At 52.6% G+C, this 26,498-nt stretch carries 26 protein-coding genes; 7 read left to right on the forward strand and 19 right to left on the reverse strand.

Annotated features, from left to right (window positions below; all coding sequences use genetic code 11):
- Window positions 1–2 precede the first annotated feature (2 nt).
- Genes HED65_RS17960 through HED65_RS17980 form a run of 5 tightly spaced genes read right to left on the reverse strand, consistent with a single transcriptional unit; the run spans window position 3 to window position 2,470 of the window.
- A complete protein-coding gene (locus HED65_RS17960) occupies window positions 3–644 on the reverse strand; it encodes a DUF4310 family protein (protein ID WP_015572508.1) in 642 nt (213 codons plus the stop codon).
- A gap of 13 nt (window positions 645–657) precedes the next feature.
- Window positions 658–1,434, reverse strand: a complete 777-nt coding sequence (locus HED65_RS17965) for a DUF4311 domain-containing protein (RefSeq protein ID WP_008501408.1) — start codon at window positions 1,432–1,434, stop codon at window positions 658–660.
- 22 nt (window positions 1,435–1,456) lie between these two features.
- Complete coding sequence (locus HED65_RS17970) at window positions 1,457–1,756, reverse strand: DUF4312 family protein (RefSeq protein ID WP_006810338.1); 300 nt, start codon at window positions 1,754–1,756, stop codon at window positions 1,457–1,459.
- A gap of 2 nt (window positions 1,757–1,758) precedes the next feature.
- Entirely contained in the window at window positions 1,759–2,121 is a 363-nt protein-coding gene (locus tag HED65_RS17975; RefSeq protein WP_114979602.1) for a glycine-rich SFCGS family protein, read from the reverse strand.
- A 10-nt stretch (window positions 2,122–2,131) separates the two neighbouring features.
- Window positions 2,132–2,470 (reverse strand): glycine dehydrogenase, encoded by a 339-nt coding sequence (locus HED65_RS17980; RefSeq protein WP_114979603.1) that lies wholly within the window; start codon window positions 2,468–2,470, stop codon window positions 2,132–2,134.
- 417 nt (window positions 2,471–2,887) lie between these two features.
- Here HED65_RS17980 and HED65_RS23045 point away from each other — a divergent pair, with 417 nt between their 5' ends.
- Window positions 2,888–3,019 carry a Hok/Gef family protein gene (locus HED65_RS23045; RefSeq protein WP_411266783.1) on the forward strand — a complete coding sequence of 44 codons (132 nt, stop codon included), beginning with the start codon at window positions 2,888–2,890 and terminating at the stop codon, window positions 3,017–3,019.
- Here HED65_RS23045 and cybC read toward each other — a convergent pair.
- Together cybC and pmbA are read right to left on the reverse strand one after the other, a co-directional pair.
- Window positions 2,985–3,371 carry a cytochrome b562 gene (gene cybC / locus HED65_RS17985; protein WP_114979604.1) on the reverse strand — a complete coding sequence of 129 codons (387 nt, stop codon included), beginning with the start codon at window positions 3,369–3,371 and terminating at the stop codon, window positions 2,985–2,987. The genes HED65_RS23045 and cybC overlap by 35 nt on opposite strands.
- Before the next feature lie 41 nt (window positions 3,372–3,412).
- Window positions 3,413–4,765, reverse strand: coding sequence for a metalloprotease PmbA (gene pmbA, locus HED65_RS17990; protein ID WP_114979605.1), 1,353 nt, complete (start codon window positions 4,763–4,765; stop codon window positions 3,413–3,415).
- 95 nt (window positions 4,766–4,860) lie between these two features.
- On the opposite strand from pmbA, the gene yjgA reads away from it, so the two are divergent.
- A complete protein-coding gene (gene yjgA, locus HED65_RS17995; protein WP_008501414.1) occupies window positions 4,861–5,412 on the forward strand; it encodes a ribosome biogenesis factor YjgA in 552 nt (183 codons plus the stop codon).
- Between the two features lie 72 nt (window positions 5,413–5,484).
- On the opposite strand, the gene mpl is transcribed toward yjgA, so the two are convergent.
- The gene (gene mpl / locus HED65_RS18000) at window positions 5,485–6,858 is read right to left on the reverse strand and encodes a UDP-N-acetylmuramate:L-alanyl-gamma-D-glutamyl-meso-diaminopimelate ligase (RefSeq protein ID WP_114979606.1); all 1,374 of its coding nucleotides are present in this window, start codon (window positions 6,856–6,858) and stop codon (window positions 5,485–5,487) included.
- A 197-nt stretch (window positions 6,859–7,055) separates the two neighbouring features.
- Here mpl and fbp point away from each other — a divergent pair, with 197 nt between their 5' ends.
- Both fbp and HED65_RS18010 read left to right on the forward strand, forming a co-directional pair.
- A complete protein-coding gene (fbp, locus tag HED65_RS18005; RefSeq protein WP_114979607.1) occupies window positions 7,056–8,054 on the forward strand; it encodes a class 1 fructose-bisphosphatase in 999 nt (332 codons plus the stop codon).
- Window positions 8,055–8,204: 150 nt separating this feature from the next.
- A complete protein-coding gene (locus HED65_RS18010; protein WP_114979608.1) occupies window positions 8,205–8,561 on the forward strand; it encodes a helix-turn-helix domain-containing protein in 357 nt (118 codons plus the stop codon).
- Here HED65_RS18010 and HED65_RS18015 read toward each other — a convergent pair.
- The 5 genes from HED65_RS18015 to ytfQ all read right to left on the reverse strand — a co-directional run bounded on the left by HED65_RS18015 (window position 8,533) and on the right by ytfQ (window position 14,745).
- On the reverse strand, window positions 8,533–10,104 hold the full coding sequence (locus HED65_RS18015; protein ID WP_114979609.1) for a methyl-accepting chemotaxis protein: 1,572 nt from the start codon (window positions 10,102–10,104) through the stop codon (window positions 8,533–8,535). The two genes, HED65_RS18010 and HED65_RS18015, sit on opposite strands and share 29 nt — an antisense overlap.
- 93 nt (window positions 10,105–10,197) lie before the next feature.
- The gene (yjfF, locus tag HED65_RS18020) at window positions 10,198–11,199 is read right to left on the reverse strand and encodes a galactofuranose ABC transporter, permease protein YjfF (protein WP_114979610.1); all 1,002 of its coding nucleotides are present in this window, start codon (window positions 11,197–11,199) and stop codon (window positions 10,198–10,200) included.
- Window positions 11,186–12,211: a galactofuranose ABC transporter, ATP-binding protein YtfT gene (gene ytfT / locus HED65_RS18025; RefSeq protein ID WP_168112407.1), complete on the reverse strand. Its 1,026-nt coding sequence runs from the start codon at window positions 12,209–12,211 to the stop codon at window positions 11,186–11,188. Before ytfT ends, yjfF begins: the two co-directional genes overlap by 14 nt.
- 10 nt (window positions 12,212–12,221) lie before the next feature.
- Window positions 12,222–13,724, reverse strand: a complete 1,503-nt coding sequence (ytfR, locus tag HED65_RS18030) for a galactofuranose ABC transporter, ATP-binding protein YtfR (RefSeq protein ID WP_114979612.1) — start codon at window positions 13,722–13,724, stop codon at window positions 12,222–12,224.
- A 64-nt stretch (window positions 13,725–13,788) separates the two neighbouring features.
- Entirely contained in the window at window positions 13,789–14,745 is a 957-nt protein-coding gene (gene ytfQ / locus HED65_RS18035; RefSeq protein ID WP_014068659.1) for a galactofuranose ABC transporter substrate-binding protein YtfQ, read from the reverse strand.
- A gap of 308 nt (window positions 14,746–15,053) precedes the next feature.
- Between ytfQ and ppa the strand changes: the two genes are divergently transcribed.
- Window positions 15,054–15,584 (forward strand): inorganic diphosphatase, encoded by a 531-nt coding sequence (gene ppa / locus HED65_RS18040; protein ID WP_020684412.1) that lies wholly within the window; start codon window positions 15,054–15,056, stop codon window positions 15,582–15,584.
- 464 nt (window positions 15,585–16,048) lie between these two features.
- Here the strand turns inward: ppa and HED65_RS18045 are convergent, their stop codons facing one another.
- Genes HED65_RS18045 through tamA form a run of 3 tightly spaced genes read right to left on the reverse strand, consistent with a single transcriptional unit; the run spans window position 16,049 to window position 21,902 of the window.
- Window positions 16,049–16,393, reverse strand: a complete 345-nt coding sequence (locus HED65_RS18045) for a gamma-glutamylcyclotransferase family protein (protein WP_014830431.1) — start codon at window positions 16,391–16,393, stop codon at window positions 16,049–16,051.
- Window positions 16,394–16,395: 2 nt separating this feature from the next.
- Window positions 16,396–20,172 carry an autotransporter assembly complex protein TamB gene (gene tamB, locus HED65_RS18050; protein WP_114979614.1) on the reverse strand — a complete coding sequence of 1,259 codons (3,777 nt, stop codon included), beginning with the start codon at window positions 20,170–20,172 and terminating at the stop codon, window positions 16,396–16,398.
- Complete coding sequence (tamA, locus tag HED65_RS18055) at window positions 20,169–21,902, reverse strand: autotransporter assembly complex protein TamA (RefSeq protein ID WP_114979615.1); 1,734 nt, start codon at window positions 21,900–21,902, stop codon at window positions 20,169–20,171. Before tamA ends, tamB begins: the two co-directional genes overlap by 4 nt.
- Window positions 21,903–22,126: 224 nt before the next feature.
- Between tamA and msrA the strand changes: the two genes are divergently transcribed.
- Together msrA and HED65_RS18065 are read left to right on the forward strand one after the other, a co-directional pair.
- Window positions 22,127–22,768, forward strand: a complete 642-nt coding sequence (gene msrA / locus HED65_RS18060; protein WP_114979616.1) for a peptide-methionine (S)-S-oxide reductase MsrA — start codon at window positions 22,127–22,129, stop codon at window positions 22,766–22,768.
- A gap of 138 nt (window positions 22,769–22,906) precedes the next feature.
- Window positions 22,907–24,018 (forward strand): IS3 family transposase gene (locus tag HED65_RS18065; protein WP_114979617.1). Its coding sequence is split into 2 segments (ribosomal slippage): window positions 22,907–23,168 and window positions 23,168–24,018, totalling 1,113 coding nucleotides; the frame shifts between segments, so codons are not numbered across the junction.
- A 39-nt stretch (window positions 24,019–24,057) separates the two neighbouring features.
- On the opposite strand, the gene HED65_RS18070 is transcribed toward HED65_RS18065, so the two are convergent.
- From HED65_RS18070 to HED65_RS18080, 3 genes are all read right to left on the reverse strand, one after another.
- Window positions 24,058–24,576, reverse strand: a complete 519-nt coding sequence (locus HED65_RS18070) for a YrhA family protein (protein ID WP_114979618.1) — start codon at window positions 24,574–24,576, stop codon at window positions 24,058–24,060.
- A 182-nt stretch (window positions 24,577–24,758) separates the two neighbouring features.
- On the reverse strand, window positions 24,759–25,253 hold the full coding sequence (locus HED65_RS18075) for a YrhA family protein (RefSeq protein WP_114979619.1): 495 nt from the start codon (window positions 25,251–25,253) through the stop codon (window positions 24,759–24,761).
- Between the two features lie 18 nt (window positions 25,254–25,271).
- Window positions 25,272–26,414: an HNH endonuclease signature motif containing protein gene (locus HED65_RS18080; RefSeq protein ID WP_147279806.1), complete on the reverse strand. Its 1,143-nt coding sequence runs from the start codon at window positions 26,412–26,414 to the stop codon at window positions 25,272–25,274.
- Window positions 26,415–26,498 lie beyond the last annotated feature (84 nt).

The following is a 26,498-nucleotide window of genomic DNA, read 5'->3' on the forward strand; positions in this document are numbered from 1 at the left end:
TATTAAAGGGCGACCGGGAACAGCCAGCCCAAAATCATTGCGCCGAGGATGGCGCCTCCGGTAATCGGTTTCTGCCAGATGTAGAACAGCAGCGCGCCCACCAGCGAACCGACGCCGATAGGAATGGAGGCGGTCATGGCACTGAGGATAATCAACGGCCCGAGGAAGCGGCCGGAAGCGTTACCCGCGCCCATCATCACGTCCGCACCGTAGGTGGAGTTGCTCTGATTGATGGTGAACTTACGCGCCAGAATGATGACGTAGCCAATCGCCAGACCAATCACCAGGCCGGTGATCAGCGCGGCAATAAAGTTGGTCACCGGGAACATGATGCCCGCGCCCAGCAGCAGCGCCGGGACACCGAGGCCCACGCCGGTCTGGATCGCCCCGCCGATATCGAGAATACCGACCAGAGACCCTTCGATAATACGGGCGAACAGGAAGCTCGCACCGAACGCTGCCACCGCTCCGTACACGCCGGTATCAATCCCTGCTTTCAGCATCGCCACGAAGGCCACTTCGTTAAACGCGCCAATGCCGTAGAGGTAGTACATGTGCGTCCCGGCGAACACACCGGAGGAGAGCAAGCCAACGAAGATCGGGAACGACCAGTCGGCATACCAAAAACCTTTATTCTGTTCCATGTAGAGGCTCCTGTTATTTACCGCTGAGCGAGTTGTGGATCATGTCGAGCCAGTTCGGCACGGTCAGATGGAAGGATTCGATCATCTTCATGTCGAAGCCGCGGAAGAAGCCGCTCAGCACGAAGAGCAGGACGATAGCCGCCATCATTACTTTGGTGACATGGTTCCAGCCGCTCTCTTCGACGCCTTTACCGATCAGGATCCCCAGTACCAGGCCCGGTACGGCGTTCCCCATAATCAGCTGCGCCGCGCCGCCGAAAATGGTGGCCCAGAAGCCCGACTTTTTGCCCGCATCGATAGCCGCCAGCCAGAAGATCACCGGCATCACGGTATTCACCAGCAGGTTTGCCGCCGGTACCAGTACCTTCACGGCAGTGACCTGAAGTGCCGCTGGCACGGAGGAAGCGGTAAGGTTAAGGAAGGTCACGACGATCATACCGATCACGCCGCAGGCAATCGCCATTTTGCGTGGGTCGTGCAGCGTTTCGCCGACGTTACGGTTTTTGATCATCAGTGCAGCAGCACCCCAGTTCGGGATGATGCGGTGGTCAACGTCCTGTGTGAAGGCACCTGCGGCGACGGAAGAGGCCCAGGCGTTAAAGAAGAAACCTAACCCAAAGGAGAAGTGAGAAGCCGGATCCCCTTCGCAGGAGTTCAGTTCCCCCAACGTACGAAACGCGCCCATCCCCTGTGTGGTAGGCGCATGAAACATGCGTGCAGCCCCGGCACCCACACCGACGCCAACCAGGCCGCCAATGATGAGCGATTTTATTAATATAATTAAGAACATCAGTCTGCCCTTTTATGAATAATCAGCGTTGCGTGACGAAATCCACCTGATCGAGATTGATGGCAGTCACGTTGACGGTCACATCCAGCTCCACGCTGTAGGTGCGTCTTTCCCGGCGCAAAAAGAAGAACAGAAACGCTTCTTTACGCACCGCTTCTTGCGCCTGAACGACCTGCACATCCTGTGGCTCAATACGCAGTAAGATATGCGGTGACGCTTTCATCACCGCGGCCTGAACGTGGTTGAGCGCGTCGGCAAAGGCGCGCGCTTTGGCGTCGCCTTTCCCCTTCACTCTCACCGTGGTCGTGAATTGTTCTTTCATGCTTATGCGCCGTATTTCTTCTGCCACGCCTGCACCAGACGTTCACCCAGCTCTTCTTTATCCATAAAGCCAAAGCCCAGCACGTTGCAGCCTTCGTTGATGGCGGTCACGCCCTCTTCCACGGAACGCATCCCGTATTTGGCTTTGTAGCCATATTTGGTCTGGGCGGTGATAGCACCCGCGCCGCCGCTGCCGCAGAAGGAGATGCCGAAGGTGGCGTTTTCCGTTTTCATGACGTCGCCGAGTTTCATGTCTGCCGCCATACCCGGTACGACAACCGCGCGTCCACCTGCTTTCTCAACACCTGCAGCCACTTTCTGACCTTTACCCAGGCGATCGCCAATCACGACTGTAATCTGTTCCATGTATTGCTCCTTAAAGGTTGTCTTTTGCGACTTCAAAGTGAACGGAGAGCAGCCAGGCTTCTTCATCAGGAAGATTGCCAAACTGCGCGACCACTTCACGGGCGAGCCGCATTGAATCCGGTGAAATTTCGTCAAACAGTTCCGCTTCAACCTCCGGTAATGGCTCGCCGGTCACCGACCGGTGCGCCATTGCGCGAACGTGGGAGGTCAGCATCTGTTCCTGTACTGCGTTGGGGATGATGTTGTGCCGGGCCAGCAGGGCATAAACCTGCTGCAGCATGGTGTTAGCGAGCTGCTCTGTTTGCTTCGCCTGATCCCCAACGTCGTTCATTACCGCTCCGTTAATCACTCGTCTTACCCCGTTAATGGCTCTGGAATAAAACTAACGTTGGGGGGGAATTGTTTGTAGCGAGTTGTTTTCCACTTCGAAGTGGAAAGGCGAGCCGCAGCAGTGATCTGTGCCACATAAATGCGGTGAATTTGGATAAACAGCTTTATTTGCGTGATGAATATCACGCTATTAAGCGGTGATAAACAGGTTAGCGGAGTGGAAAAGTTTCCGAGCAGGCTCGTAGAAATGTGACGTGGATAAGGTTTTGTTATGGGGATTCGCTAGAGTGGCGGCGGGTGCTTGAGACTGACCGTCTCAGGCATGGGACGGAAAGTGGAAAGCCCCAACCTGAATTTAAATCAGGACGGGGCTGTAAACGACACGTCGGACCGTGGAGTTCGCTACCTCGCCCGCTTTTAAAGCAAGGAGGCATCCATGAAACGCAGAAACCCAAGTATCGGGGTTTTGATGATTATTTCTTTGACAATAATCATCTTAACGCTGGTGACGAGGAAAACACTGTGGCACCCAATTAACGATACTTTTTGTGATACGTGTTGCGTGTAATCACAAACTGCTCAGCAGCAGCCTGGGCCTCTTTCACTTTGCCTTCGTTGGCAAGTTTCAGCGCACCGTCGATTTGCCCTACCAGCACATCAAAGCCGTGACGGTAGTCTTTCATTTCTGCGCTATCCGCCGCTTTGCTTTCCAGCTTCGGTGGCGTCGCTTTTTGCGCGTCCAGCGCCGCTTCACGCATTTTGGTCAGTGCGTCTTTCATTTCCACCGCATTGTCCGTTTTCTGCACCACCTTCAGGTTTTGACCGAGGATGCCCATGTCTTCTTCAAGATCGGCAGCAAACGCAGAAGAGCCAATAACCAGCGTTGAAGCCGCGACGATCGCTAACAGATGTTTACGCATTGCTCACTTCCTTTTTTATTATTAAAACGCCTTTACGGGTATTACTGGCCGGCGATTTTCATTTCCGGCAGAAGTACAGAACCACACTGTATATTGCTACGTGTTTCAATATCGTTACCGACCGTAACAATATTGCGCCACATATCTTTCAGGTTACCGGCGATGGTAATTTCGCTTACCGGATACTGGATTTCGCCGTTTTCCACCCAGAAGCCCGCCGCACCGCGAGAGTAATCCCCGGTAATACCACTTACGCCCTGGCCCATCAGTTCGGTCACCACCAGACCGGTGCCCATCTCTTTGAGCATCTGCTCAAAGTTGAGGCCCTGTCCGGCGATACGCCAGTTATGGATACCACCCGCATGACCGGTGCTTTTCAGCCCCAGCTTGCGCGCGGAGTAGTTGGTCAGCAGCCACTGAGTCAGCACACCGTCTTTAATGATGTCGCGACGTTCCGTGCGCACGCCTTCGCTGTCGAACGGTGTGGAGGCCAGCCCTTTCAGCAAATGCGGGTGCTCTTCGATGGTCAGCCATTCCGGCAGGATCTGCTTGCCCAGCGAGTCGAGCAGGAAGGTTGATTTACGGTACACAGAGCCACCAGCAATGGCTCCTACCAGATGACCAAACAGGCCGGTCGCCACTTCATTGGCAAAAATCACCGGGGCTTTCATGGTGGAGAGTTTGCGCGGTGACAGGCGTGACAGCGTGCGTTCGGCACACTCTTTACCCACCCACTCCGGAGACTGCAAATCCCCCAGCGCGCGGCCAATGGTATAGGCGTAGTCACGCTCCATGTCACCATTCTCTTCGGCGATGACACAGCTGGAGAGTGAATGACGGGTTGAGCAGTAGCCCTGCAGCATGCCATGGCTGTTGCCGAACACTTTAATGCCGTAGTGGCTGTTGAAACTGCCACCTTCGGTATTGGTGATGCGTTTATCCGCCTGCAAAGAAGCCTGTTCAGCACGCGCTGCCAGCTCGATCGCCTCGTCCGGGGTGACCTCTGCCGGGTGGAAAAGATCGAGATCCGGGGCGTCAAACGCCAGCAGATCTTTATCAGCAACGCCAGCGTAAGGATCCGGGGAGGTATAACGGGCGATATCCAGCGCCGCCTGCACCGTACGGGCAATCGCATCCGGGCTGAGATCAGTCGAGGAGGCGCTGCCTTTGCGATTCTGGTGGTACACCGTGATGCCAAGCGCGCCATCACTGTTGAATTCTACATTCTCCACTTCGCCATAGCGGGTGCTCACGCTAATGCCGGTGGTTTTGCTGACCGCCACTTCGGCGCCATCTGATTTACCTGAAGCGAGCGTCAGCGCGGTGGAGACGGCTTCTTCCAGAATCTTACGCTGCGCTTCAACTTGTGAGGTTACTTTCATCGCAAATGCCATACTGTAAGAGAGAGTTAACTGAAGTCTAACAGAGAACCGTTTTTCAGTGCGCGTCTTAACTGGTAACATTAGCCTCTTTTTTTAAGGAGCCTGACATGACTAAGCAGCCCGAAGACTGGCTCGACGACGTTCCCGGTGATGACATCGAAGACGAAGATGATGAGATCATCTGGGTCAGTAAAAGTGAAATTAAACGTGACGCCGAAGAGTTAAAACAGCTTGGCGCGGAAATGGTGGAACTGGGTAAAAACGCGCTGGATAAGATCCCGCTCGACCAGGATCTGCGTGATGCCATTGAACTGGCACAGAAAATCAAAAAAGAAGGCCGTCGTCGCCAGCTTCAGCTTATCGGCAAAATGCTGCGTCAGCGCGACGTTGACCCGATCCGCCAGGCGCTGGACAAGCTGAAAAACCGCCATAACCAGCAGGTTGCACTGTTCCATAAGCTGGAGCAGATCCGCGACCGTCTGATTGAACAGGGTGATGACGCCGTACCGGAAGTACTGAACCTGTGGCCGGATGCCGACCGTCAGCAGCTGCGTTCATTGATCCGCAATGCGAAGAAAGAGAAAGAAGGGAATAAGCCGCCGAAGTCCGCGCGCCTGATTTTCCAGTATCTGCGCGAACTGTCAGAGAACGAAGAGTAATCCACTCTCCCCATAGGGGCGAGGAAGAAAAGAATGTAGGCCCGGTAAGCGCTAGCGCCACCGGGCTCTTTTTTACTCTGCGGCCTCGGCTTTCTTCGCCAGACCATCAAGCAGCTTCTGGTGGATGCCACCAAAACCACCGTTGCTCATTACCAGAATGTGGTCTCCCGGTTGTGCGGCTTTCACCACCATATCCGCAAGCACATCCACATCTGCACTCCAGTGCGCAGGCTGAATACAGGCATCAGCCACTTCCGCTACCTGCCATGGAATATGCTGCGGCTGCAGCAGGAAGACCTCATCGGCACGGCCTAACGATGGCGCGAGATCGTCTTTGCAGATGCCCATTTTCATGGTGTTCGAGCGCGGCTCCAGCACAGCCAGAATGCGCGCGGTACCGCCCACTTTGCCGCGTAAGGCCGCAAGCGTTGCCAGAATGGCGGTTGGGTGATGTGCGAAATCGTCGTACACCGTGACACCATTGGCCTCACCGCGCAGTTCAAGACGACGACGGGCGTTGATAAACGAACCCAGCGCATTGGCCGCATCCGCAGGCAGCACGCCCACATGGCGTGCAGCAGCAATCGCCATCAGGCCGTTGTGCATGTTGTGTTCGCCCACCAGGCCCCACTTCACCTCGCCCACTTTTTCACCGTCGAGCAGGACTTCCCACTCGGAGGCATCGACGTTGAGTTTTTTCGCCTGCCAGTGGCCCTGTTCGCCCACCAGCTCCTGTTCGCTCCAGCAGCCCATCGCCATGGTCTGCTTCAGGTTGATGTCGTTTTCCGGCAGGATGATGCGTCCCTGGCCCGGAACAATGCGCACCAGGTGGTGGAACTGTTTCTGAATCGCTTTCAGATCGTCAAAAATATCCGCGTGATCGAACTCAAGGTTGTTGAGGATCAGTGTGCGCGGGCAGTAATGTACAAACTTGGAACGCTTATCGAAGAACGCGCAGTCATACTCGTCAGCCTCGATCACAAAGAACGGGCTGTCACCCAGTCGTGCAGAAACATCGAAATTACCCGGCACACCACCAATCACGAAGCCCGGCTTGTAGCCACAGGCTTCGAGGATCCAGGTCGCCATACCGGCAGTCGTGGTTTTGCCGTGCGTTCCGGCAACAGCAACCACCCAGCGGTCACGCAGGACGAAATCATGCAGCCATTGTGGGCCGGACATGAACGGAATATTGCGTTCCAGCACCGCCTCAACACACGGATTCCCACGCGTCATGGCGTTACCAATGATCACCAGATCCGGTTCAGGATCCAGCTGGCTGGCATCGTAGCCCTGAATCAAAGAGATGCCCTGTTTCTCCAGAAGTGTGCTCATTGGCGGATACACATTGGCGTCCGAACCTGTCACTTCATGGCCCAGCGAGCGCGCCAGCATTGCCAGTCCGCCCATGAAAGTGCCACAAATCCCCAATATATGAATGCGCATACGTCACTATCCTTCTTCAATGTGGCGCACATTTTACTCACATGTTAGCGGCTGTGAAATGCATTTCAGGTAAATCCGTATGCTGCTGGCGCGATTCACCACTGCGATACTATTTGAATATTTGTTAAGATTGTTGGGCTTTAGTCGTTTTAGTGAACATACAATCGCTCTACTCACAAAGATGCAGGGAAAGTGTTATGAAAACGTTAGGTGAATTTATTGTCGAAAAGCAGCACGAGTTTTCTCATGCTACGGGTGAACTCACTGCTTTGCTGTCGGCAATAAAGCTGGGCGCTAAGATCATCCATCGTGATATCAACAAGGCCGGTCTGGTCGATATCCTGGGTGCCAGCGGTGCCGAGAACGTTCAGGGCGAGGTTCAACAGAAACTCGATCTGTTCGCAAATGAAAAACTGAAAGCTGCACTGCGCGCGCGCGACATCGTTGCGGGTATCGCCTCCGAAGAAGAAGATGAAATTGTTGTTTTCGACGGGTGTGAACACGCTAAATACGTTGTTCTGATGGATCCGCTGGACGGCTCCTCTAACATCGACGTTAACGTTTCTGTCGGTACCATTTTCTCCATCTACCGTCGTGTCACGCCTGTTGGCACGCCGGTGACTGAAGAAGATTTTCTGCAGCCAGGCGTGAATCAGGTTGCTGCCGGTTACGTCGTGTATGGCTCCTCCACCATGCTGGTGTATACCACCGGGTGTGGGGTTCACGCCTTTACGTACGATCCTTCACTGGGCGTTTTCTGTCTGAGCCAGGAACGCATGCGCTTCCCGGAGAAGGGTAACACCTACTCCATCAACGAAGGAAACTACATCCGATTCCCGAACGGCGTGAAGAAGTACATCAAATTCTGCCAGGAAGAAGATAAAGCCACTCAGCGCCCTTACACCTCCCGCTATATCGGCTCTCTGGTCGCGGATTTCCACCGCAATCTGCTGAAAGGCGGTATCTACCTCTACCCAAGCACTGCAAGCCACCCGGACGGGAAACTGCGCCTGCTGTACGAATGCAACCCGATGGCGTTCCTGGCCGAACAGGCTGGCGGCAAGGCGAGCGACGGTAAAGAGCGTATTCTGGAAATCGTGCCAGAAAGCCTTCACCAGCGCCGTTCGTTCTTCGTCGGCAACAACCATATGGTTGAAGACGTTGAACGTTTTATTCGTGAGTATCCGGACGCGTAATACCTTTCTTCAGGGGAGCCCATCTGGCTCCCCTGGTCATTTATATATTTAACCGTATAAGTGTTTATAAAAAACACGCTTTAATATTCATCACTGCTCCTGCATTATTTCCATAACAGTTTGGCAAATATTTCGTGGAGCAAAATCGCAATGAAAAATTATTCCCGTGCTAATACCGGCATTGATTTAAATCTTATCCCGGTATTTATTGAAGTTGTCCGCTGCGGCAGCATGGCGAAAGCCTCTTTGCGCCTGGAGATGTCCCGTCCTGCGGTCAGTCTGGCGTTGAAGCGCTTTAATCAACTGTTTGATGAGCCGCTATTTTTCCGCAAAGGTTTATATCTTGAGCCGACAGAAAATGCGTTAGCCTTAACCAGCGCACTGGAAATGTTAGTGGGTAATATTCACGATAATATTGCTGAAGTAAATTCAGGGAAGAATAAAACCCCGGCACATCATACACCGGGGCTGGATAATATTATGCTGCAGTCTGAGCCGACAGTTTGAATGATGACATGGCTTCCATCAACTGGCGCGACTGCTCCTCAAGGGAGCGGGTCGCGGCGGAAGATTGTTGTACCAGCGCTGCATTCTGCTGCGCGGTCTCATCCATCTGATTCACCGCTATATTCACCTGCTCAATACCACGACTCTGCTCCTGGGATGCAGTTGCAATTTCGCGCATCAGTTTCGTCATGCGCAGCACTTCGGTTGCGATCTCATCCATGGTTTCGCCAGCCTGCTGGGCCAGTTCGCTGCCCTCGCTGACATGGGTCTGGGAATCACTGATAAGCGCTCGGATCTCTTTCGCTGCATCGGCACTGCGGCTGGCAAGGTTTCGCACTTCGCCCGCGACGACGGCAAATCCGCGTCCTTGCTCACCCGCGCGCGCCGCTTCCACGGAGGCGTTCAACGCCAGGATATTGGTCTGGAAGGCAATGCCGTCGATAACACTGAGAATGTCCGCGATACGTGCCGAACTGCCGGAGATATCACGCATTTTTTCAATCACGTAGCAGACCATTTCGCTGCCGTGATCGGCCGTATCCGACACTGATTTCGCCAGCTGGTGAGCCTGCTCGGCATTATCGGCGTTGAGTTTCACCGTAGCGGTGATCTGTTCCATGCTGGCGGCGGTCTGCTCCAGCGACGTGGCAGTCGATTCCGTACGCTCAGCAAGATCCCTGTTCCCCGCCGTCAGCTCACGGCTGCCGGTATCAATTTGCGAGCTGGCATCACGTACCCGCAAAACCGAGTTCATCAGCGAATGGCGCATCTCTTCGATTGCCGCATTCAGGCGATTAAATTCCTGGCTTGCCGGTGGATTCAGCGTGTGGGTTAAATCGCCTGCCGCCACATTCTCCAGTTGAGCAATCGAGGTCGAGAGCGGTTTGAGCAACATGTGGCGCAGTACCAACCAGGCCAGCACAATAATGCCTGCCGTCAGCAGTGCCGCCACTACGATCAGGATCAGAACCCGATTTTTGCTGGACTGCACGGCACTCACTTCCGCTTTGCCCCGCGCTTCACTCCATTTCTGGAAGGCCTGCATATCGTTATCAAATTGGGAGGCCACCGGAATCAGCTTGTTTTCCAGTAGGTCGTAATAGCTGTCCGCGCTCTGTTCGTTCAGCGCTTTCAGCATCGGGTTGATGCCTTGCTGGTTATACGTCGCCAGGCTGGCCGCCACTTTATCGAGCAGTTGTTGCCCTTGCTCGTCGGCCACACCGCCGTCGATCACGCCTTTCAACGTTTTCTGGGCCAGGACAACTTCCTGATTGATATTTTTTACCGATTTGGCCGCATCATCCAGCATGCCGATTTCCATCATTCGGACGGCCTGACCCGCTTCATTGCGGGCGCGGAGGATCAGCGTATAGCCGGAATTAAGCTGCACCATCTGTTCACCCTGAAGGTGGTTGATGCGCTGTAGTGAAGAAGAACTCTGTGTGAGGGCATAAATGCCAATACCGCTGACAATCAGCAGCAGAAGGGTCATAACGGCCAGTAAAGAGAGCAAGCCGGTACGAATCGATAGCGTTTTAAGCATGATATTATTTCCGGTAGCGAGATATTTCTGGGCATAAAAAAAGAGTATCGGCCGCTACCGGAAAATGTTTAGACTTTAAGCAAATTCAGCGTGTTATCGCTCTGTTACTGATGTGTTTACGCGTGTAACCGTCGAGCTTTGACGATTCTCCCAGAGCACTGTCAGACCACGCTGCAGGGCGATAAAAATAAACAGCAAAATGCCGATGGCAATCTTGGTCCACCAGGAGCTGAGCGTGCCGTCAAAGTTAATGTAGGTTTGTATAAGGCCCTGGATTGCCACGCCAAACAGCGTCCCCAGTACCGTCCCCACACCACCACTGAGCAACGTTCCACCGATCACCACCGAGGCGATGGCATCCAGTTCCACCCCTACGCCTGCCAGGGCATAACCCGCCTGGGTATAAACAGAGAAGACGATACCCGCCAGCGTTGCCAGCCCGGTTGAGAGCATATAGATGCGAATGGTCGTGCTGCGGGTGGAGATCCCCATCAGGTTTGCCGACGTGGCGTTGCCGCCAATGGCATAAACCTGATTGCCAAACCGGGTACGATGGGCAAGGAAGATCCCAATGACCACGACGCCCAGCATCAGTAACCCCATCGCGCTCAAACGTCCACCGCCGGGTATTTTCCACGCCAGGCTGGAGAGCGTGTCGTACACCGGATGGTTAATCGGAATTGATTCTTCCGATACCAGATAACTCACGCCGCGAAGGAAGAACATCCCGGCGAGGGTAATAATAAAAGCGGGGATTTTCAGCGCATCGATCAGTAGCCCCATAAAGGCACCAAACGCGCACCCCATCACCAGCACCATCGGGAAAGCCACCAGCGGTGAGATCCCCCAGAAACCGATCGCCTTCGCAAGAAACACGCCGGTGAATGCGATCACCGAACCAACGGAGAGGTCGATCCCACCGGAAAGGATCACAAAGGTCATCCCGACGGCGATAATGCCTAAAAAAGCGTTATCGGTCAGGATATTGCAAATCACACGCGTGGAGGCAAACCCCGGGAACTGGGTCAGACAGTAGAGATAGCCCAGCACAAACACGCCCAGCGTGATCATTAACGGTAAATTACGTTTTATCATGGCCACGGATCCCCTTAATGATGCTGACAAAGCGCGGCGACTGGACGATCAGCACACAGAGCACGACCACCGCTTTCACCACCTGGTTGAGCTCCGGCTGGAAACCAGAGAGCAGGATCCCGGTGTTCATCCCCTGAATAATCAGCGCGCCAATCACCGAGAGCAGCAGGTTAAAGCGCCCGCCCATCAGCGATCCGCCGCCGATCACCACCGCCAGGATCGCATCCAGCTCCAGCCAGAGTCCTGCGTTGTTGGCATCGGCTCCACGAATATCTGCCGCGACGATCACCCCGGCTATGGCGGCGCATATGCCGCTCAGCACATAGGTCAGCATCACCATCAACCGGGTATTGACCCCGGCGTTGCGCGCGGCACGAATGTTGATCCCGACGGCCTCAATGAACATGCCCAGTGCCGTTTTGCGGGTAAAGAGCCAGAACACTACCAGCGTCACCAGGGCAATGATCACCGGAGTCGGGAAGAACAGCAGTTTGCCGCTGCCAAGCCACGCCAGGCCCGGAGAGTTAAAGGTGACGATCTGCCCGGATGTGATCAGTTGCGCCACACCGCGCCCGGCGACCATTAAAATCAGGGTGGCGACAAACGGCTGGATCTTGAGGACTGCCACCAGAATACCGTTCCACAGCCCGGCGAGTACGCCAGTGCCTAAGGCGGCAAGCAGCACCACCGGCAGGCTGTGCCCGGCCACGGTCATTGAGGCTGCCGTAGCCCCGGCGATAGCCATCACCGCGCCGACGGAGAGGTCAATCCCGCCAGTGGCAATGACCAGCGTCATACCAATCGCCAGCAGCGCCACCGGCGCCGCACGGTTCAAAATATCGATCGGGCTGCCAAACAGACGGCCATCCTGGACAATAATCTGGAAGAAATGCGGCGCGACAAGGCTGTCCACCAACAGTACCACCAGCAGTGCCGCAATTTGCGGTGTGCCAGTTGGCCAGTTGAAGCGGCGCTTTGACCCCCCTGTTTGCGAAAGCGAACGAGACATCACAATTCACTCCTTACGCCGCGATGGCATTCATGATCGCCGGAACGGACAGTTTATCCAGCGGGATCTCTGCCACCTGTTTACGATCGCGCATGATGATAACGCGATCGGCATACCCCACCAGCTCCTCCAGCTCAGACGATATGACCAGCAGCGCCAGGCCGTCCGCACACAGCGTTTCAATAAGCCGGATGATTTCAGCGTGCGCGCCGACGTCAATCCCGCGCGTGGGTTCATCAAGGATCAGGAACTGGGGTTTGGTCAGCAGCCAGCGCGAAAGCAGCACCTTCTGCTGGTTCCCCCCGGAGAGAAATTCAATAGGCTGTTCCGCGCTCGGAGTACGGATACCCAGTTGGCGAATAAAACGCTCGGCAATGGCGTTTTGCTCCTTGCGCGGGATTGGCCTCAGCCAGCCTCGCTGTGCCTGTAACGCCAGAATGATATTCTCCCGCACCGAAGCGGCGGCAATGATGCCATCCGTTTTCCGGTCTTCCGGACAGAAGCCAACGCCCAGACACGAGGCCTGATGCGGCGATCGCAGCGTTTGCGGTTTGCCTTTGATTAATGCGGTGCCACTGTCTGCTGGCTTAATCCCGAAGATGACTTCGGCGGTTTCTGTACGTCCCGAGCCTAACAATCCGGCCAGACCTACAATTTCGCCAGGACGAACCTCCAGGTTAAACGGTGAAATAGTCCCTTTTTTGCCGAAATCACTGAAAGCCGCGACAGGTTTTTCACTCAGCAACGTGCGGCCGGCGCGCTGTAGAGCATTGGTCTCCAGCTCGCGCCCGAGCATCATTTTGACCAGTTCAATCTGGGGTAATTCACGAGTTTCCCGACAGCCGACAAAACTGCCGTTACGCAGTACCGTAATGCGATCGCTCACTTCATACACCTGGTCGAGGAAATGAGTCACGAAGATCAGGCTCACGCCCTGATCGCGCAGCTGGCGCATCAGGGTAAAGAGCATTTCCACTTCCTGGGTATCGAGACTGGCGGTGGGCTCATCGAGGATCAGTACTTTCGCGGAGAGATCGATAGCGCGACAAATCGCGACGATCTGCTGCATGGCAACAGAAAAGCGGTTCAGCGGCTCGCGAACGTCAAGAGAAAAGCCGTAGGATTCCATCAGCTTTGTCGCCCGCACCTCCATCTCCTTGCGGCGCAGCAGACCAAAGCGTCGTGGTTCACGGCCAATAAACAGATTATCCGCCACCGACATATTCGGCAGCAGGTTCACTTCCTGATAGACCGTCCCGATCCCAAGTTGCTGGGCGTGAGCGGTATTTTTTGGCGAAATGGCATTGCCTTCCAGCCAGATAGTGCCGCGATCGGCATGATAGACGCCAGTCAGGGCTTTAATCAGCGTCGACTTCCCTGCCCCGTTCTCACCCAGCAGCGCCATAATCTCACCGCGCCGCAGGCTGAAATCAACGTTATCCAGCGCTTTTACGCCAGGAAAGTATTTACTCAAGCCCTCTGTGCGGAGGATTTCCTGATGTTGTTCCGAGTTCATATTTACGCCTCCGGCACAAATCGTAGGCCGGGTAAGCGTAGCGCTACCCGGCAATTACACTGGATCAGTAGCCCATATTTTTCTTCTTCTCTAACTCTTCTTTTGCTGTGTCAGGAAGGTAGAGTGTGGATTTGGTGATGGTCAGTTTTTCAGGCATCGTGCCGTCTTTCTTGAATTTCTCCAGCGCATCGAATGCCGGACCCGCCATGTTCGGCGTGAGCTCCACGCTGGCGTTCGCTTCGCCGTCCATCATCGCCTTGTAGATGTCAGGCACACCGTCGATTGAGCCGGTGAGGATATCTTTGCCCGGCTTCAGGCCCGCTTCTTTAATGGCCTGAATTGCGCCGATCACCATGTCATCGTTGTGGGCGTAAACCATGCAGATGTTCTTGCCGTTGTTTTCAGCCTTGATAAAGCTCTCCATGACCTCTTTGCCTTTACTGCGCGTAAAGTCACCGGACTGAGAGCGGATAATCTTGATGTTTGGTGCTTTAGCGATAGCCTCAGCAAACCCTTTCTTACGGTCAATGGCCACGCTCGCGCCGACGGTGCCCTGTAACTCAACGACGTTACACGGCTTGCCATCCACCTGTTTCACCAGCCAGTCACCAATCAACTGTCCTTCAAGAATGTTGTTAGCGGTGACGGTGGTCATATAGAGCGATTTGTCTTTGACATCAATGGAACGATCGAGCAGGAAAACCGGGATCTCAGCGTCTTTCGCTTCCTTCAGGACAGGCTCCCAGCCCGTCGCAACGACAGGCGCAATAAAGATGGCATCAACGCCCTGGGCGATAAACGAACGCACGGCTTTGATTTGGTTTTCCTGCTTTTGCTGACCATCGGCGATTTTCAGGGTGATACCACGTTTCTGGGCCTCGCTTTTTGCAACGTTGGTTTCTGCTGCTCGCCAGCCGGATTCAGAGCCGACTTGCGAAAAACCTACGGTTAAAGGGGCGGCCATCGCCATAGACGACATGGCTGCCGAAACTGCTGTGACCAGGAGTAAGCGCTTCCACATATGAACGTCCTCGTAGGGGGATTATTGTTGGTGAAAAGATGTTCTGCGAAATGACTATAGCCAATGAAATATGTAACGAATTGCGTTACATCACACTTCGGAAAAGTGAATAAAACGTTAATCACAAGTTTGTAATCGCTTTCATTTCGCCATGAAAAATGCAGCTGAGTTTATGGATTTTTCTGTCATGGAATCGGTCTGAAAAGTGGGGTTAGCGGTGAGAGAAGGCGAAAACAGGCGGAGACATTCAGCGCGAGTTGGCTATAATACCTGCCACTTGTTTACCATCCATTTTAAAGGACACCGACATGAGCTTACTCAACGTCCCTGCGGGTAAAGAACTGCCAGAAGACATCTACGTAGTTATCGAAATCCCGGCTAACGCAGATCCTATCAAATACGAAATCGACAAAGACACTGGTGCGCTGTTCGTTGACCGCTTTATGTCTACCGCGATGTTCTACCCATGCAACTACGGTTACATCAACAACACCCTGTCTCTGGACGGAGATCCGGTTGACGTGCTGGTCCCAACGCCATACCCACTGCAGCCAGGCTCAGTCATTCGCTGCCGTCCAGTTGGCGTGCTGAAAATGACCGACGAAGCCGGTGAAGATGCGAAACTGGTTGCGGTACCGCACACCAAGCTGAGCAAAGAGTACGATCACATTAAAGATGTGAACGACCTGCCAGAACTGCTGAAAGCGCAGATCAGCCACTTCTTCGAGCACTACAAAGACCTCGAAAAAGGCAAGTGGGTTAAGGTTGACGGCTGGGACAACGCTGAAGCGGCGAAAGCAGAAATCATCGCCTCTTTCGAACGCGCTGCTAAGAAGTAATTCTTACTGCCTGTCGATAAAGCCCCGCTGGCCGGGGCTTTTTTTTGCCATTGAAAAACCAGAACACTCCTGACCGTCGCGATCGTGAGCGTGATACATGCTAAGTTTCTTTCTTCAAAGCATAAAGATGGGCTACATAAAAGCATTTGACTGTTACGGTAAAGACAGCAAATGGCAGTATCTCTGCATCATGGCATTCCAGCTTACCTGGTTTTTGTGTTACTTATGGATCCCTTATCGAAGCGATTATGCGATTCTGCTGTTTTTATTGTTTTTCCTGCCCGTCATTTCAAGCAATACGCGATGCATAAACTACTATGGTCGTTCACGCGCTTTATGTTTGTTATGGCTTATTGCCCCGTACATCATGCTGTTCGTTCCTCTGTTTTTAACCCGACGCCGGGATGCAGAAGAGAGTTGAAGGAACAAAAAACAACGCCACCTTTCGGTGGCGTTGTCGTTTTTCAGTACTGGTCTCTGTCTAACCAGTTACCGCTTACAATCCGCGTTAACCCTTCAACCGGACGCTGGTAGACATACATCCACGCGCTTCCGTACGGTGTCTGGATCAACTGGCGCGCGTATTCACCGCCCCTGGTGCGCAAGGCATCAAGTTCGGCAAGTGTCGCGTTATCAATACGATAGACTTCACCCTGTACTGTTCCTTCGCCGGGAACCGCGCCTGGATAGTGGCCCAGGCTGTACAACTGGTAGTTCTCGATATTGTAATTCCCCAGCAGCAGGGCATTGGTCATCCAGTGACTGTTGCCTTGCTTGGTTCGTAAACTGCCGTAGACAAATATTCGCATTGCTAAAACTCAAACTGATAGAGCAGATCAAGTGCCTGGTCTACGCCGGACACTGCTTCCAGATATAGCTTAGGCATCAGGCGATAGCGTAACGTGAGTGTTGCCAGTGAGTCAAAGATCCCCACACCATATTTTACCTGCAGACCCGGCAGTACATAGCCGCTGACCACCACCTGCGAGGAGTCACCCACGCCCTGGGTGTCCAGCGCCAGATTGCTTACGCCGAACGTCTCGCCGATTTTACCCACAACCTGCCCACTTTGTGCAACCCCCAGACCCACTAACATTGAGGTCATCGCCGCACTGTCGCTCTGACCGCTGTCCAGACCTTGTCCGCGCAACAGGTAAGAAAGAGCTTCCTGTTGTGACATCGCCGGGTCAGAGAAGATTTCCGCCTTCGGTTCGTCGGCGGAACCGGTGACGCGTACACCCGCGATGACGTCGTTTTCCGTCGCTTCCGGGTTACGAATCGCTTCGATATTCAACAGAGGTTGATCCGGTGGACCGGAGAACAACAGTTCACCTTTACGCACAATTAAATCCTGACCATAGGCATGGAAACGCCCTTCAGGAATATTAATCTGCCCGTTCAGGCCCAACCCTTGTTTATCCTGCGCCACCTTCAGGTCACCCGTAAGCCTCGCCTTCAGCCCAAACGCATCCAACCGCACGTTATTCCCCACGTGCACGATGAGGTTACTATTGATCGGTATGCCAGCGCTCTTCTGTTCGACAGGTTTCAGATTATCACTGAGCATAACTTCATCACTTGAAACACCCACCGCACTTTCCGGTACGTCGTGAACCACAATGCGAGCCCACGGCACATCGACGCGTCCGTCAAGTGTGAAGAGGCTTGGCGTGGCTTCAAAGACTACATCAGGTGAAACATCAAGGCGTACCATTGGCGGAACGGTGATGCGTACCTTACTGCCTTTCGCGGCAATACGGGCGCGCCAGTTATCGAGCTGGCTCCAGTCTGCGTCACCGCTCAGGTTGATTTGCCCTTGCTGAGTCAATACCGAGCCGCTCAGTGTTGAACTCATACCGTTGAAGTTCATCGCGATCTGGCTCGGCTGCATATCAAACGGCATAAAGTTACCGTCGATATCCACACCGCTGAGCCGCATCTGACCGAACAGCTGCGGGCTCTGTGCGCTGCCAGCCAGGCGCAAATTAGCATCCAGCATGCCTGCCGCTTTTTCCCCGCGGTCGAAAATCGGGTTCACCATCGCAAGGTTGAAGTTACGGATGTTGACGTTACCGCCAAGATTACGTCGTCCTTGCGGATCGGAAATCTGTACTTGTCCATCAAACTGACCGTTGTTGGTCAGACGGATAAGCCATCCCAGCTCTGCACGGTTGTTATGCAGATCCGCACTCAGGTTCAGGGTGTCGAAGGCTACCGGCAGCGGCGCATCATTCACCTGTTGCGTCACCTTCACGTTACGACCCGAAAGCGTGACGCTACCCTGTGGCAGCCCTTCTTTTGTGGTATCCCAGGCAACATCGGCCTTCCCGCTAAAGACGCCGCTGGCCTGCGTGGTATCTGGCATAAACGGCTTCAGCATCGCCAGGTCAAAGCGATTGAGGTTGATCTGCGCACGCCCTTCCGCCCCTGCATCAATGGTCTGAGGTACACACAACTCAGCATTTGGGTTGGTCCAGCAGTGTGGTCCGATGCTGATCTTTTGTTCCGCGTTACGGTAGTCCAGCGCAATAGAGCGTGACAACGCCAACGGCCCGACCGGAGTGTTGAAGCGGGTGTTATCAAGCAGACCTTTCCAGCGTTCCTCTTTACGGTCAAAGCTTCCTGTCAGGTGAAGCTGCCCGGAGACCGGCTCACCCTGCACACGCAACTGGAGGTCGTGCTGCTTTTCGTTGCCTTTCGCTTCCAGCGTCACCAGATTGATGTTCACGTCCGGCTGAGCGATACGCTCCACGCGCAGATTCAGATTACCGCCGATCTGATCGGTGGATTTCACATCCCCTTCCACGCGAACGCGGGCAACACTTAGCTCCTGCCAGCGCAGGTTATTGGCGGTGATATCCGCCAGCAGCTGCGGCGCGTCTACCGTGCCACGCACTTTCACTAACCCTTTCGCCGTGCCACCCAGACCCGGCAGAGCATTATCCAGATTCGGCGCGTCGATGGTGGCATCCAGATTGAGCTCTTTCACCCCCAACTCACCTTTGATATCTGCCGTGTTGCGACCCAGCGCCACGTGCAGCCCAGGGATCATCCACTGCAGGTAGCTGTTGCCTTTGACCGAGCCCTCAACGTTAACCTTATTCTGTTTAACGTTACCGGTGAGCTTAATTTCCGGCACGTCCATCTGCCACGTGCCGCCGTACAGACTGCCACGGGTTTTGATCAGGCCATCCAGCTTAGACGGCCAGTCCGGTACCTCTTTGGCGGTGTTAATGCCCGTCAGCTTAAGCTCGCCGCGCCAGCTGATCGCCTGCTGCCAGTCGAGCAGCGCGGTCAGCTCGGTTTTGCCTTCCAGTGCCGCGACGGTCAGTTTGTCGAGATTAACCTGCTGTTCATTGCCTTTTGCATCCAGCGTGATGTTCGCGGGCGGTACGCCCTGCCCCTTCACCGCGGTACGGAATGAGAGCGTGTAATCGGTCATTTTGCCGCTCAGTTTCAGCTTCAGGTCATCGGCCTGGAACTGTTTTTCACCGGTGAACGGCCAGTAAAGCTGTTTACTGGCAATTTCAACATTGAGCGGTAAACCCGCTTCTGCCAGTTGAGTTTGCGCCCGCAGGACCATATCTACCGGGCCGGAAAGATTCACACCGACGTCCAATTTATCGCGTAGCGCACCGCCCACTTTGACCTTCACTTTTTCGCCTTTCAGCGGGTCAATATTCAGGGCGCTGTTGAGCGTGATGTCCACTGGCCAGTTGTCGCGCAGCAGGGCGTTACCTGAAGCATTCACCGAGCCCTGGTTGGTGTCGATATCCAGCGCGTCGAGCTTCATATTGCCGTCAATACTGCTGACTTTAAGCAGCATGTTATAGACCGTCAGATCAGTATCGCCGGTCAGGCGCAACTGCTCGCCTTTGAACTCCTCAATGTTGAGATTCAGCGGCAGATGAACATCGGTCATTTCCGGCAGGACGGGTTTCGAGAAGAGGTCTTTCAGCGTTTCACCCAGCGGCTTCTCTTCCGGCTGTGGATTCTGGATCTTCGGCTCGACGATCTCTTCCTGCGCCACGTCGGCCACTTTCGGCAGTGCGATCAGTAATCCCTGCAGGGACGTCGGCGTCAGGGTGAGGTTTTTCTCCTGCCAGCGCAGGCCGGAGGTGAAATCCATCACGGATACGGTGGTGTCGTCGATGTTGATATTGACGTTATCGAGCGCCACCCGATAGAGCGCGATCGGATACGGCGTGGAGAGATTCAGCGGACCGCTCTCTTCTTCCTCGACCGGCGCAGACTTCGGCATTTTCTTTGAATCTATCGCTACGTTAACATCTTTTAGCGACAGATCGTTGACACATAGCTTGCTGTCCCGCAGACAGCCCAGCTTCACCGCAAGGTGGAACTCCCCGGCGTTGACCGCCACGCTAGGTTGCTCATAGCGAATGTTCTTCAGACGCAGATCGCGCCAGCCGCCTGTCACCTGACCAATTTCAAGTCCCGGCACCCAGCGGTTAGCGGCGTTAAACAGCAGGTGCAGCCCGGTTGTCGTTCCCACCAGAAACGCCACCGTACCGAGCAGCAGTACGATAAAAATCAGCACCCCGAGGCTTATCTTCTTCCATAAACTCATAATTCAGGCCCCAGACCGATGTAAAACTGTAAACCATGCTCTTCTTTGTCGCCCACAGGTACGGCGAAATCGAGCTTGATGGGCCCGACGGGTGACTGCCAGCGTACGCCCACGCCCGCGCCGGTTTTAAAATCGCTGCGGCGGATATCGCTCACCGCTTCGCCACTGTCGACAAACATCGCTCCCCACCATTTACCGCTGACGTTGTATTGATACTCCAGCGAGCCGGTGGCCAGTTTCGACGCACCGATCAGCTTGCCGCTGTCATCTTTTGGTGCAATGGATTTGTATTTATAACCGCGAATGCTACGGTCGCCACCGGCGAAGAAACGCAGATCCGGTGGGACTTTGTCGAAGTCGCCGGTTTCAATCCAGCCGAGGTTGCCGCGCATCACAAAGCGGTGTTTGTCATACAACGTACGGATCCAGACGTTTTGTGCCTGAATCACCGAGAAGTCGACATCGGAACCCCACATGGTGTTGGAGTAATCAATGGAATAACGCTGGGAATCGCCCCAGTCAGGCATCAGGCCGCCGCGTGAGCGGGTACGGCTGATCATCACCCCCGGATAGAGCAACATCGTGGTGTTGGTGACGTTGGCCTGAGTAAAGTGGTCGAGACTCCAGCGCAGGTTAATGGCACGCTGCCAGCCGCTGGAGAGATCCCAGTAGCGTGACAGGGCAAGGGTGGTGGAATCTGACTTAGTATCGTTCAGGTCGGTGCGCTTAAAGCCCCCCTGAACCAGGTAATATTGCTCCAGCGGGTTTTTCAGCAAGGGCATTTTATAGCTGAAATCGAGCTGCTGTTCCGGGGCGGAGATACTCGCGCTGGTCGTCAGGCTGTGGCCGTACGAGTTCATCCACGGCTTTTTCCATGTGGCCTTCACGCGCGGACCGACATCCGTCGAATAACCCACACCGGTCTCAATGGTGTTCTCGATCCGTGGCGAGACGACGCCATGCAATGGCAACACTTTAGTTTTGCGCGACTTATCAAATTCCGGCGCGACAACCACGGAATTAAACCATCCGGTGGCTGAAAGACGACGGTTCAGTTCCGCCAGGTCGCTCGACTTGTAGTAATCCCCTTTTTTGAAGGGCACGAGATTTTGCAGATATTCTTCACGGATTTGCGAACCTTCGAAGGTTACATCACCAAAACGATAGCGCTCCCCACTGTCGTAATCGATATCCCAGAAGGCCTGGTGTCTGTCCAGCGCAATACCAAGCTGACTTTTGTTGAACTGGCTGTCAAAGTAGCCCTTACGAAGGGAAACGCTCGTCAGCTCTTTTTTGAAATGATCGTAGTCACCGTGATTGAGTACGGTACCGATTTTCGGCCGCGTACTGAGCAGATCCAGGTAATCCCGGTCTGTGCGTGCCCCACCGCGCAGAATGACGTCAGTGCCGCCAATCAGTACCGGCTCACCCGGCGAAACGCGGGCAATAAGCACCTGGCGCCCCTTCTTTGGCGGCGGGCGGAGATCGAAATCAATGGTAGGTTCGTAATAACCCAGCGCTTTCAGCCCTTCGCGGATGGCGTCATCCACGCGCGCGCGAAAACGGCGGTCCGGCGTCACCTCATCACTCTGGATGGTCGACAACTGCGCACGCACGTTTTTTTCCAGCGCCCCGGATAACCCTTCAACCTGCAAACGAACGTTCGCCGCACTGGCAATCCCGCTTGTTAGTAGCAAACTGACCAAACATAACTGGCGGATTTTTGTCACGTTTTCTCCTGAATATCCCTGTTTCCACCCTGGAAGCAAATGAAGTGCCGCTCCGCGGCAAAATACGGCCTGTTGGCCAAAAACCCGAATAGCGGGTTGAAAATGGGTGCAACACCCAAATATTTCTTATGATTAAATCTAGACTCATTCAGCGCATTTATTGTGTTCAATTAAACGCTTCGTGACAACCTTAACTGAAACATCGCACCCCGGGAGGCCCCATCGTGAGTTTATTCGACAAAAAGCATCTGGTTTCACAAGCAGATGCATTACCGGGACGCAACACCCCTATGCCTGTGGCAACCTTACACGCCGTAAACAACCACTCAATGACCAACGTTCCTGATGGAATGGAAATCGCCCTGTTCGCGATGGGTTGCTTCTGGGGTGTTGAACGTCTGTTCTGGCAACTGCCTGGCGTTTACAGCACGGCAGCCGGTTATACTGGCGGTTACACGCCAAATCCAACCTACCGAGAAGTGTGCTCTGGCGAAACCGGCCATGCGGAAGCCGTTCGTGTGGTGTATGACCCTGCGGTGATTAGCTACGAGCAACTTCTCCACGTGTTCTGGGAAAACCACGACCCGGCGCAGGGCATGCGTCAGGGTAACGACCACGGCACACAATATCGCTCGGCCATTTATCCGCTCACACCTGAGCAGGATGCCGCCGCGCGCGCCAGCCTTGAGCGTTTCCAGCAAGCCATGCGTGACGCTGGCGATACGCGCGAGGTGACGACGGAAATTACCACTGCAAAACCGTTCTACTATGCCGAGGACGATCACCAGCAGTATCTGCATAAAAATCCGTACGGCTATTGTGGTATTGGGGGCATTGGCGTCTGCCTCCCACCGCAGGCAGAATAGTCGCTTAAATCTGGCAGAAATGGATTTCGCCGGGTTTGAAAATCATCACTTTTTCTGCCAAAACGTGACCGCTGGCAGGTTTACACTCCTTTTTAGAGATCTTCCGACATACTGATTATGTCCTGTGAGGAGATCACCATGCGTAAAGCCCGATTCACCGAACACCAGATCATTGCCGTTCTGAAGTCCGTCGACGCCGGACGTACCGTTAAGGATGTCTGCCGTGAAGCCGGTATCTCTGAAGCCAGCTATTACAACTGGAAAGCGAAGTTTGGCGGTATGGAAGCCTCTGATATCAAAAAGATGAAAGACCTGGAGGATGAAAACCGTCGCCTCAAACAGATGTTTGCTGATCTCAGCCTTGAATGCCGGGCACTTAAAGACGTCATCGAAAAAAAGCTTTAAAACCAGCGATAAAGCGTGAGCTCGTCGGTTACCTAACTGCGCAATTTACCATGAGCATTCGCCAGGCCTGTAGGATGTTATCGCTGAGCAGGACGGTCTATTTTTACCAGCCCGATACCCGGCGCGATGAACCGGTGATCCAGGTGCTGACTGAGCTGGCAGAGCGCTACCCGCGATACGGCTTTAAGAAGCTATTCCAGCTGCTGCGCAGGCAGGGCAACACCTGGAACCATAAACGCGTTCACCGGATTTACTGCCTGCTGAAACTGAATTTTCGTCGCAGGGGAAAACAGCGGTTACCCGCGCGTAACCCGGCGCCACTGGCTACGCCGGAAGCGCTTAACCAGAGCTGGTCCATCGATTTTATGCATGATGCGCTGGTCTGCGGCAGACGCTTCCGGACCTTTAATGTGGTTGATGACTTTAACCGCGAGGCCCTCGCAATAGAAATCGATCTGAATATCCCGGCACAGCGGGTGGTCAGGGTGCTGGACAGAATCGCGGCAAACCGGGGTTATCCACTGAAACTGCGGATGGACAACGGACCAGAACTGGTCTCACTGACGCTGGCACAGTGGGCTGAAGAGCATGGAGTGATGCTGGAATTTATCAAACCGGGAAAACCAACGCAGAATGCCTTTATCGAACGGTTTAACCGGACGTACCGGACAGAAATCCTGGATTTTTACCTGTTCAGAACGCTGAATGAAGCGCGGGAAATCACAGGCCGCTGGCTGATGGAATACAACAGCGAGCGGCCTCATGAATCCCTGAATAACCTGACACCGGAGGAGTACCAGCTGATGGCCGAAAAACCGGGAACCTCAAAAAGTGCGTGGAACTAAAACGGGTGTGCTTACAGTGTCAATTTACAGAAAGAGTACTTACTTGACTGTTTCAAGTATTTCCTTTAATAAATCGCTGAAGTTATAAAATGTTCCAAATACCTTTTCCGCACCAACATTACCTCTAATCTGAAATACATTTTTCACGAGATCATATGTGAAAAAAGAAATACCATCCTGACCAATAACAACGCATCCAGATAAGTCAGGGCTAACATATATGTCGTTATTTCTAAAGTTGTCGTTATACAGAAAAATATTATTAATGGGTATATCATCCTCTTCAAGTTGAAGAGAGAAACTATAAAGTATTACCCCGTCAAACTCAAAGCCATCCATCTTTCTCAGAAAGTAATAATAGTCTGGTTGTTTTTTCAAAAAAGACACAATGTCATTATTTATATCCTCAAGAACAACTGGTAAATCAGTTTTTGAAGAATTAACTTTCATCATTGATTCCAAGAAATTAGTATTGACTGGTGGGTTGACCCTGTACCCACAGTCTACCATTAGCTTAGAAAGTTCATTTACCATCATGTCAATATCTGTCTCCATCATATTATGCTCACTTTGGATAGATTGTGCCTTGAGGTTTAACCCACGGGGAGCAGGTCATAAACATTCTTCTTTGATTTTTTCTATGACCTGATTACTCATATCATACCTATGCACCGATTTATTCAGAAGAGGCAAAGCGGCATGCATAAAGCCGCTTACATATGGATTTACAAGGAAAGTACTTACTTGACTGTTTCAAGTATTTCTTTTAAGAAATCGCTGAAGTTATCAAATGTTCCAAATACACTTTCCGTAGAGACATTATCCCTAATCTCAAACAGATTGAATTTAGTATCATAGGTGAATAATGATATGCTATTTTCACCAATGACTAATCTTTCTGCAAGGTCAGGATCTATAAAATCATCATTATCTCTATAGAAATCATTCATTACAAATAGATTTTTAACTAATGGTTCAGGGATAGACAAACTGAATAGAGTAAGACCGTCATATTCAAATCCGTCCATATACTCTAAGAATGTGATGTAGTCGGGTTGGTTGGAAAATAAAACACAAAGTTCATCTGCTAAATTTTCTAACATTGGTGTTGTAGTTGAATCAGGTTTTCTGTTCAAAATACTGTTAAGAAATGATTTCCCAATTGGGTCTTGAACTGGATACTCCCACTTAATCATTTCACTTTTCAGTTCTGCAAGAATGTTTTCTATTTTCATTTTCTTGATTCCATAAAGTTATTTAAGTGGGTAAATTGAACCAGTAGGTATTGCCCACGGTGTTACTCTACTTTCCCCTGGTACTAAATTTTTAGCTGCTGATCTCTGCATGTTTGTAAAAATCTTATGAAATGGTTCCTTTTCGATTAACACTAAGTTATTAAAAGAATTAGTACCACCATCATCTAATGGAAGTTTGTGGTGAACATCCCATCCATCTGGAGACTTCCCACTATTCATCCTAAGTAACTGTGATGGTGAAAATATATTAACTGCATCAGGAGTAGCAGCAATTTCTTTAACAAATTTCTTTCTTACTGTGCTATCGAATTCTTTTCTTAATAATGCTGCTTCTGCTGGATTTCTTTTAGTATAATTAATATCGGTAACTGTAATTCCATTAACAAATCTGGATTCACCTCTGAGTTTCCCCAGATAGCTTGTCATTTCATCATATAATTGTGGGTTAGGTCGTTTCGCTAATAGAATTGATGCCGCCGCAATAGCTGTACCTGCTGTTTGTTCATTCAGTACTTGATCATATCCCTTTACAGCGTCTCCACCTAACTGCTCTGCTGTTTTCCTGAAGCCCTCAACGTTACCATTGTAAACACCGCCAGCAGCCAGTAAACGCCCTGCGGCCTTGCTGTTAATCGTCTGGTATGTCGGTTCAGAAACCGGAGTCGATGTGCCACCGAAGGAAGATAATGCAAACGAAGTTGGGCGGGGCTTTCCTGTATCGTAGTACCTGCATCCTACAGAACTCCTGTACTCTCTCAGGATCTGTTCAGCACCATTCATTTCAAATGCATGGTAATTCTTACAGATAAGCTGGCCTTCTTCATCGATATAGAACAGCTCTCCAGGAGAAGCATAATGATTTAACATCACGACTTCACCTCTGAAGACAAGATACCTCATACGTCTTTCAGTATTGAATCCATTGGAATGATTATTCTGATACGCATAACTACGTGAATATGACGGGCGAGGCCTTAGTCCTTCAACGTGATAATGATCACGGTATCTGTCATCAAACTCATACTCCTGTCTGATGTAATCCCATGTGACAGAAGGACGTGCTATCAGTTCATACTTTTCTGGTTCAAGGTTATCCCTTGACAGGTAGAACAGGTTAAAACCCGGTAAACTAAAACTCATAACCACCTCCCTATGGTAATGGTCTGTGCAGTTTATAACCACATAACTTTGAGAACAAATGATTGTTTCTCTACACTGATTATC

The sequence above is a fragment of the Pantoea sp. LS15 genome (genome assembly GCF_012241585.1).
GTDB lineage: Bacteria > Pseudomonadota > Gammaproteobacteria > Enterobacterales > Enterobacteriaceae > Enterobacter.

Coding starts and splice junctions, on each gene's coding strand:
- HED65_RS17970 (WP_006810338.1), bottom strand. CDS start 1,756: ATGAAAGAACAATTCACGACCACGGTGAGAGTGAAGGGGAAAGGCGAC.
- ytfQ (WP_014068659.1), bottom strand. CDS start 14,745: ATGTGGAAGCGCTTACTCCTGGTCACAGCAGTTTCGGCAGCCATGTCG.
- tamB (WP_114979614.1), bottom strand. CDS start 20,172: ATGAGTTTATGGAAGAAGATAAGCCTCGGGGTGCTGATTTTTATCGTA.
- HED65_RS18010 (WP_114979608.1), top strand. CDS start 8,205: ATGAAAAATTATTCCCGTGCTAATACCGGCATTGATTTAAATCTTATC.
- HED65_RS18080 (WP_147279806.1), bottom strand. CDS start 26,414: ATGAGTTTTAGTTTACCGGGTTTTAACCTGTTCTACCTGTCAAGGGAT.
- HED65_RS18075 (WP_114979619.1), bottom strand. CDS start 25,253: ATGAAAATAGAAAACATTCTTGCAGAACTGAAAAGTGAAATGATTAAG.
- yjfF (WP_114979610.1), bottom strand. CDS start 11,199: ATGATAAAACGTAATTTACCGTTAATGATCACGCTGGGCGTGTTTGTG.
- ppa (WP_020684412.1), top strand. CDS start 15,054: ATGAGCTTACTCAACGTCCCTGCGGGTAAAGAACTGCCAGAAGACATC.
- HED65_RS17965 (WP_008501408.1), bottom strand. CDS start 1,434: ATGTTCTTAATTATATTAATAAAATCGCTCATCATTGGCGGCCTGGTT.
- yjgA (WP_008501414.1), top strand. CDS start 4,861: ATGACTAAGCAGCCCGAAGACTGGCTCGACGACGTTCCCGGTGATGAC.
- HED65_RS17975 (WP_114979602.1), bottom strand. CDS start 2,121: ATGGAACAGATTACAGTCGTGATTGGCGATCGCCTGGGTAAAGGTCAG.
- HED65_RS18015 (WP_114979609.1), bottom strand. CDS start 10,104: ATGCTTAAAACGCTATCGATTCGTACCGGCTTGCTCTCTTTACTGGCC.
- mpl (WP_114979606.1), bottom strand. CDS start 6,858: ATGCGCATTCATATATTGGGGATTTGTGGCACTTTCATGGGCGGACTG.
- HED65_RS17960 (WP_015572508.1), bottom strand. CDS start 644: ATGGAACAGAATAAAGGTTTTTGGTATGCCGACTGGTCGTTCCCGATC.
- pmbA (WP_114979605.1), bottom strand. CDS start 4,765: ATGGCATTTGCGATGAAAGTAACCTCACAAGTTGAAGCGCAGCGTAAG.
- ytfR (WP_114979612.1), bottom strand. CDS start 13,724: ATGAACTCGGAACAACATCAGGAAATCCTCCGCACAGAGGGCTTGAGT.
- fbp (WP_114979607.1), top strand. CDS start 7,056: ATGAAAACGTTAGGTGAATTTATTGTCGAAAAGCAGCACGAGTTTTCT.
- HED65_RS23045 (WP_411266783.1), top strand. CDS start 2,888: ATGAAACGCAGAAACCCAAGTATCGGGGTTTTGATGATTATTTCTTTG.
- HED65_RS18070 (WP_114979618.1), bottom strand. CDS start 24,576: ATGATGGAGACAGATATTGACATGATGGTAAATGAACTTTCTAAGCTA.
- HED65_RS18045 (WP_014830431.1), bottom strand. CDS start 16,393: ATGCGAATATTTGTCTACGGCAGTTTACGAACCAAGCAAGGCAACAGT.
- cybC (WP_114979604.1), bottom strand. CDS start 3,371: ATGCGTAAACATCTGTTAGCGATCGTCGCGGCTTCAACGCTGGTTATT.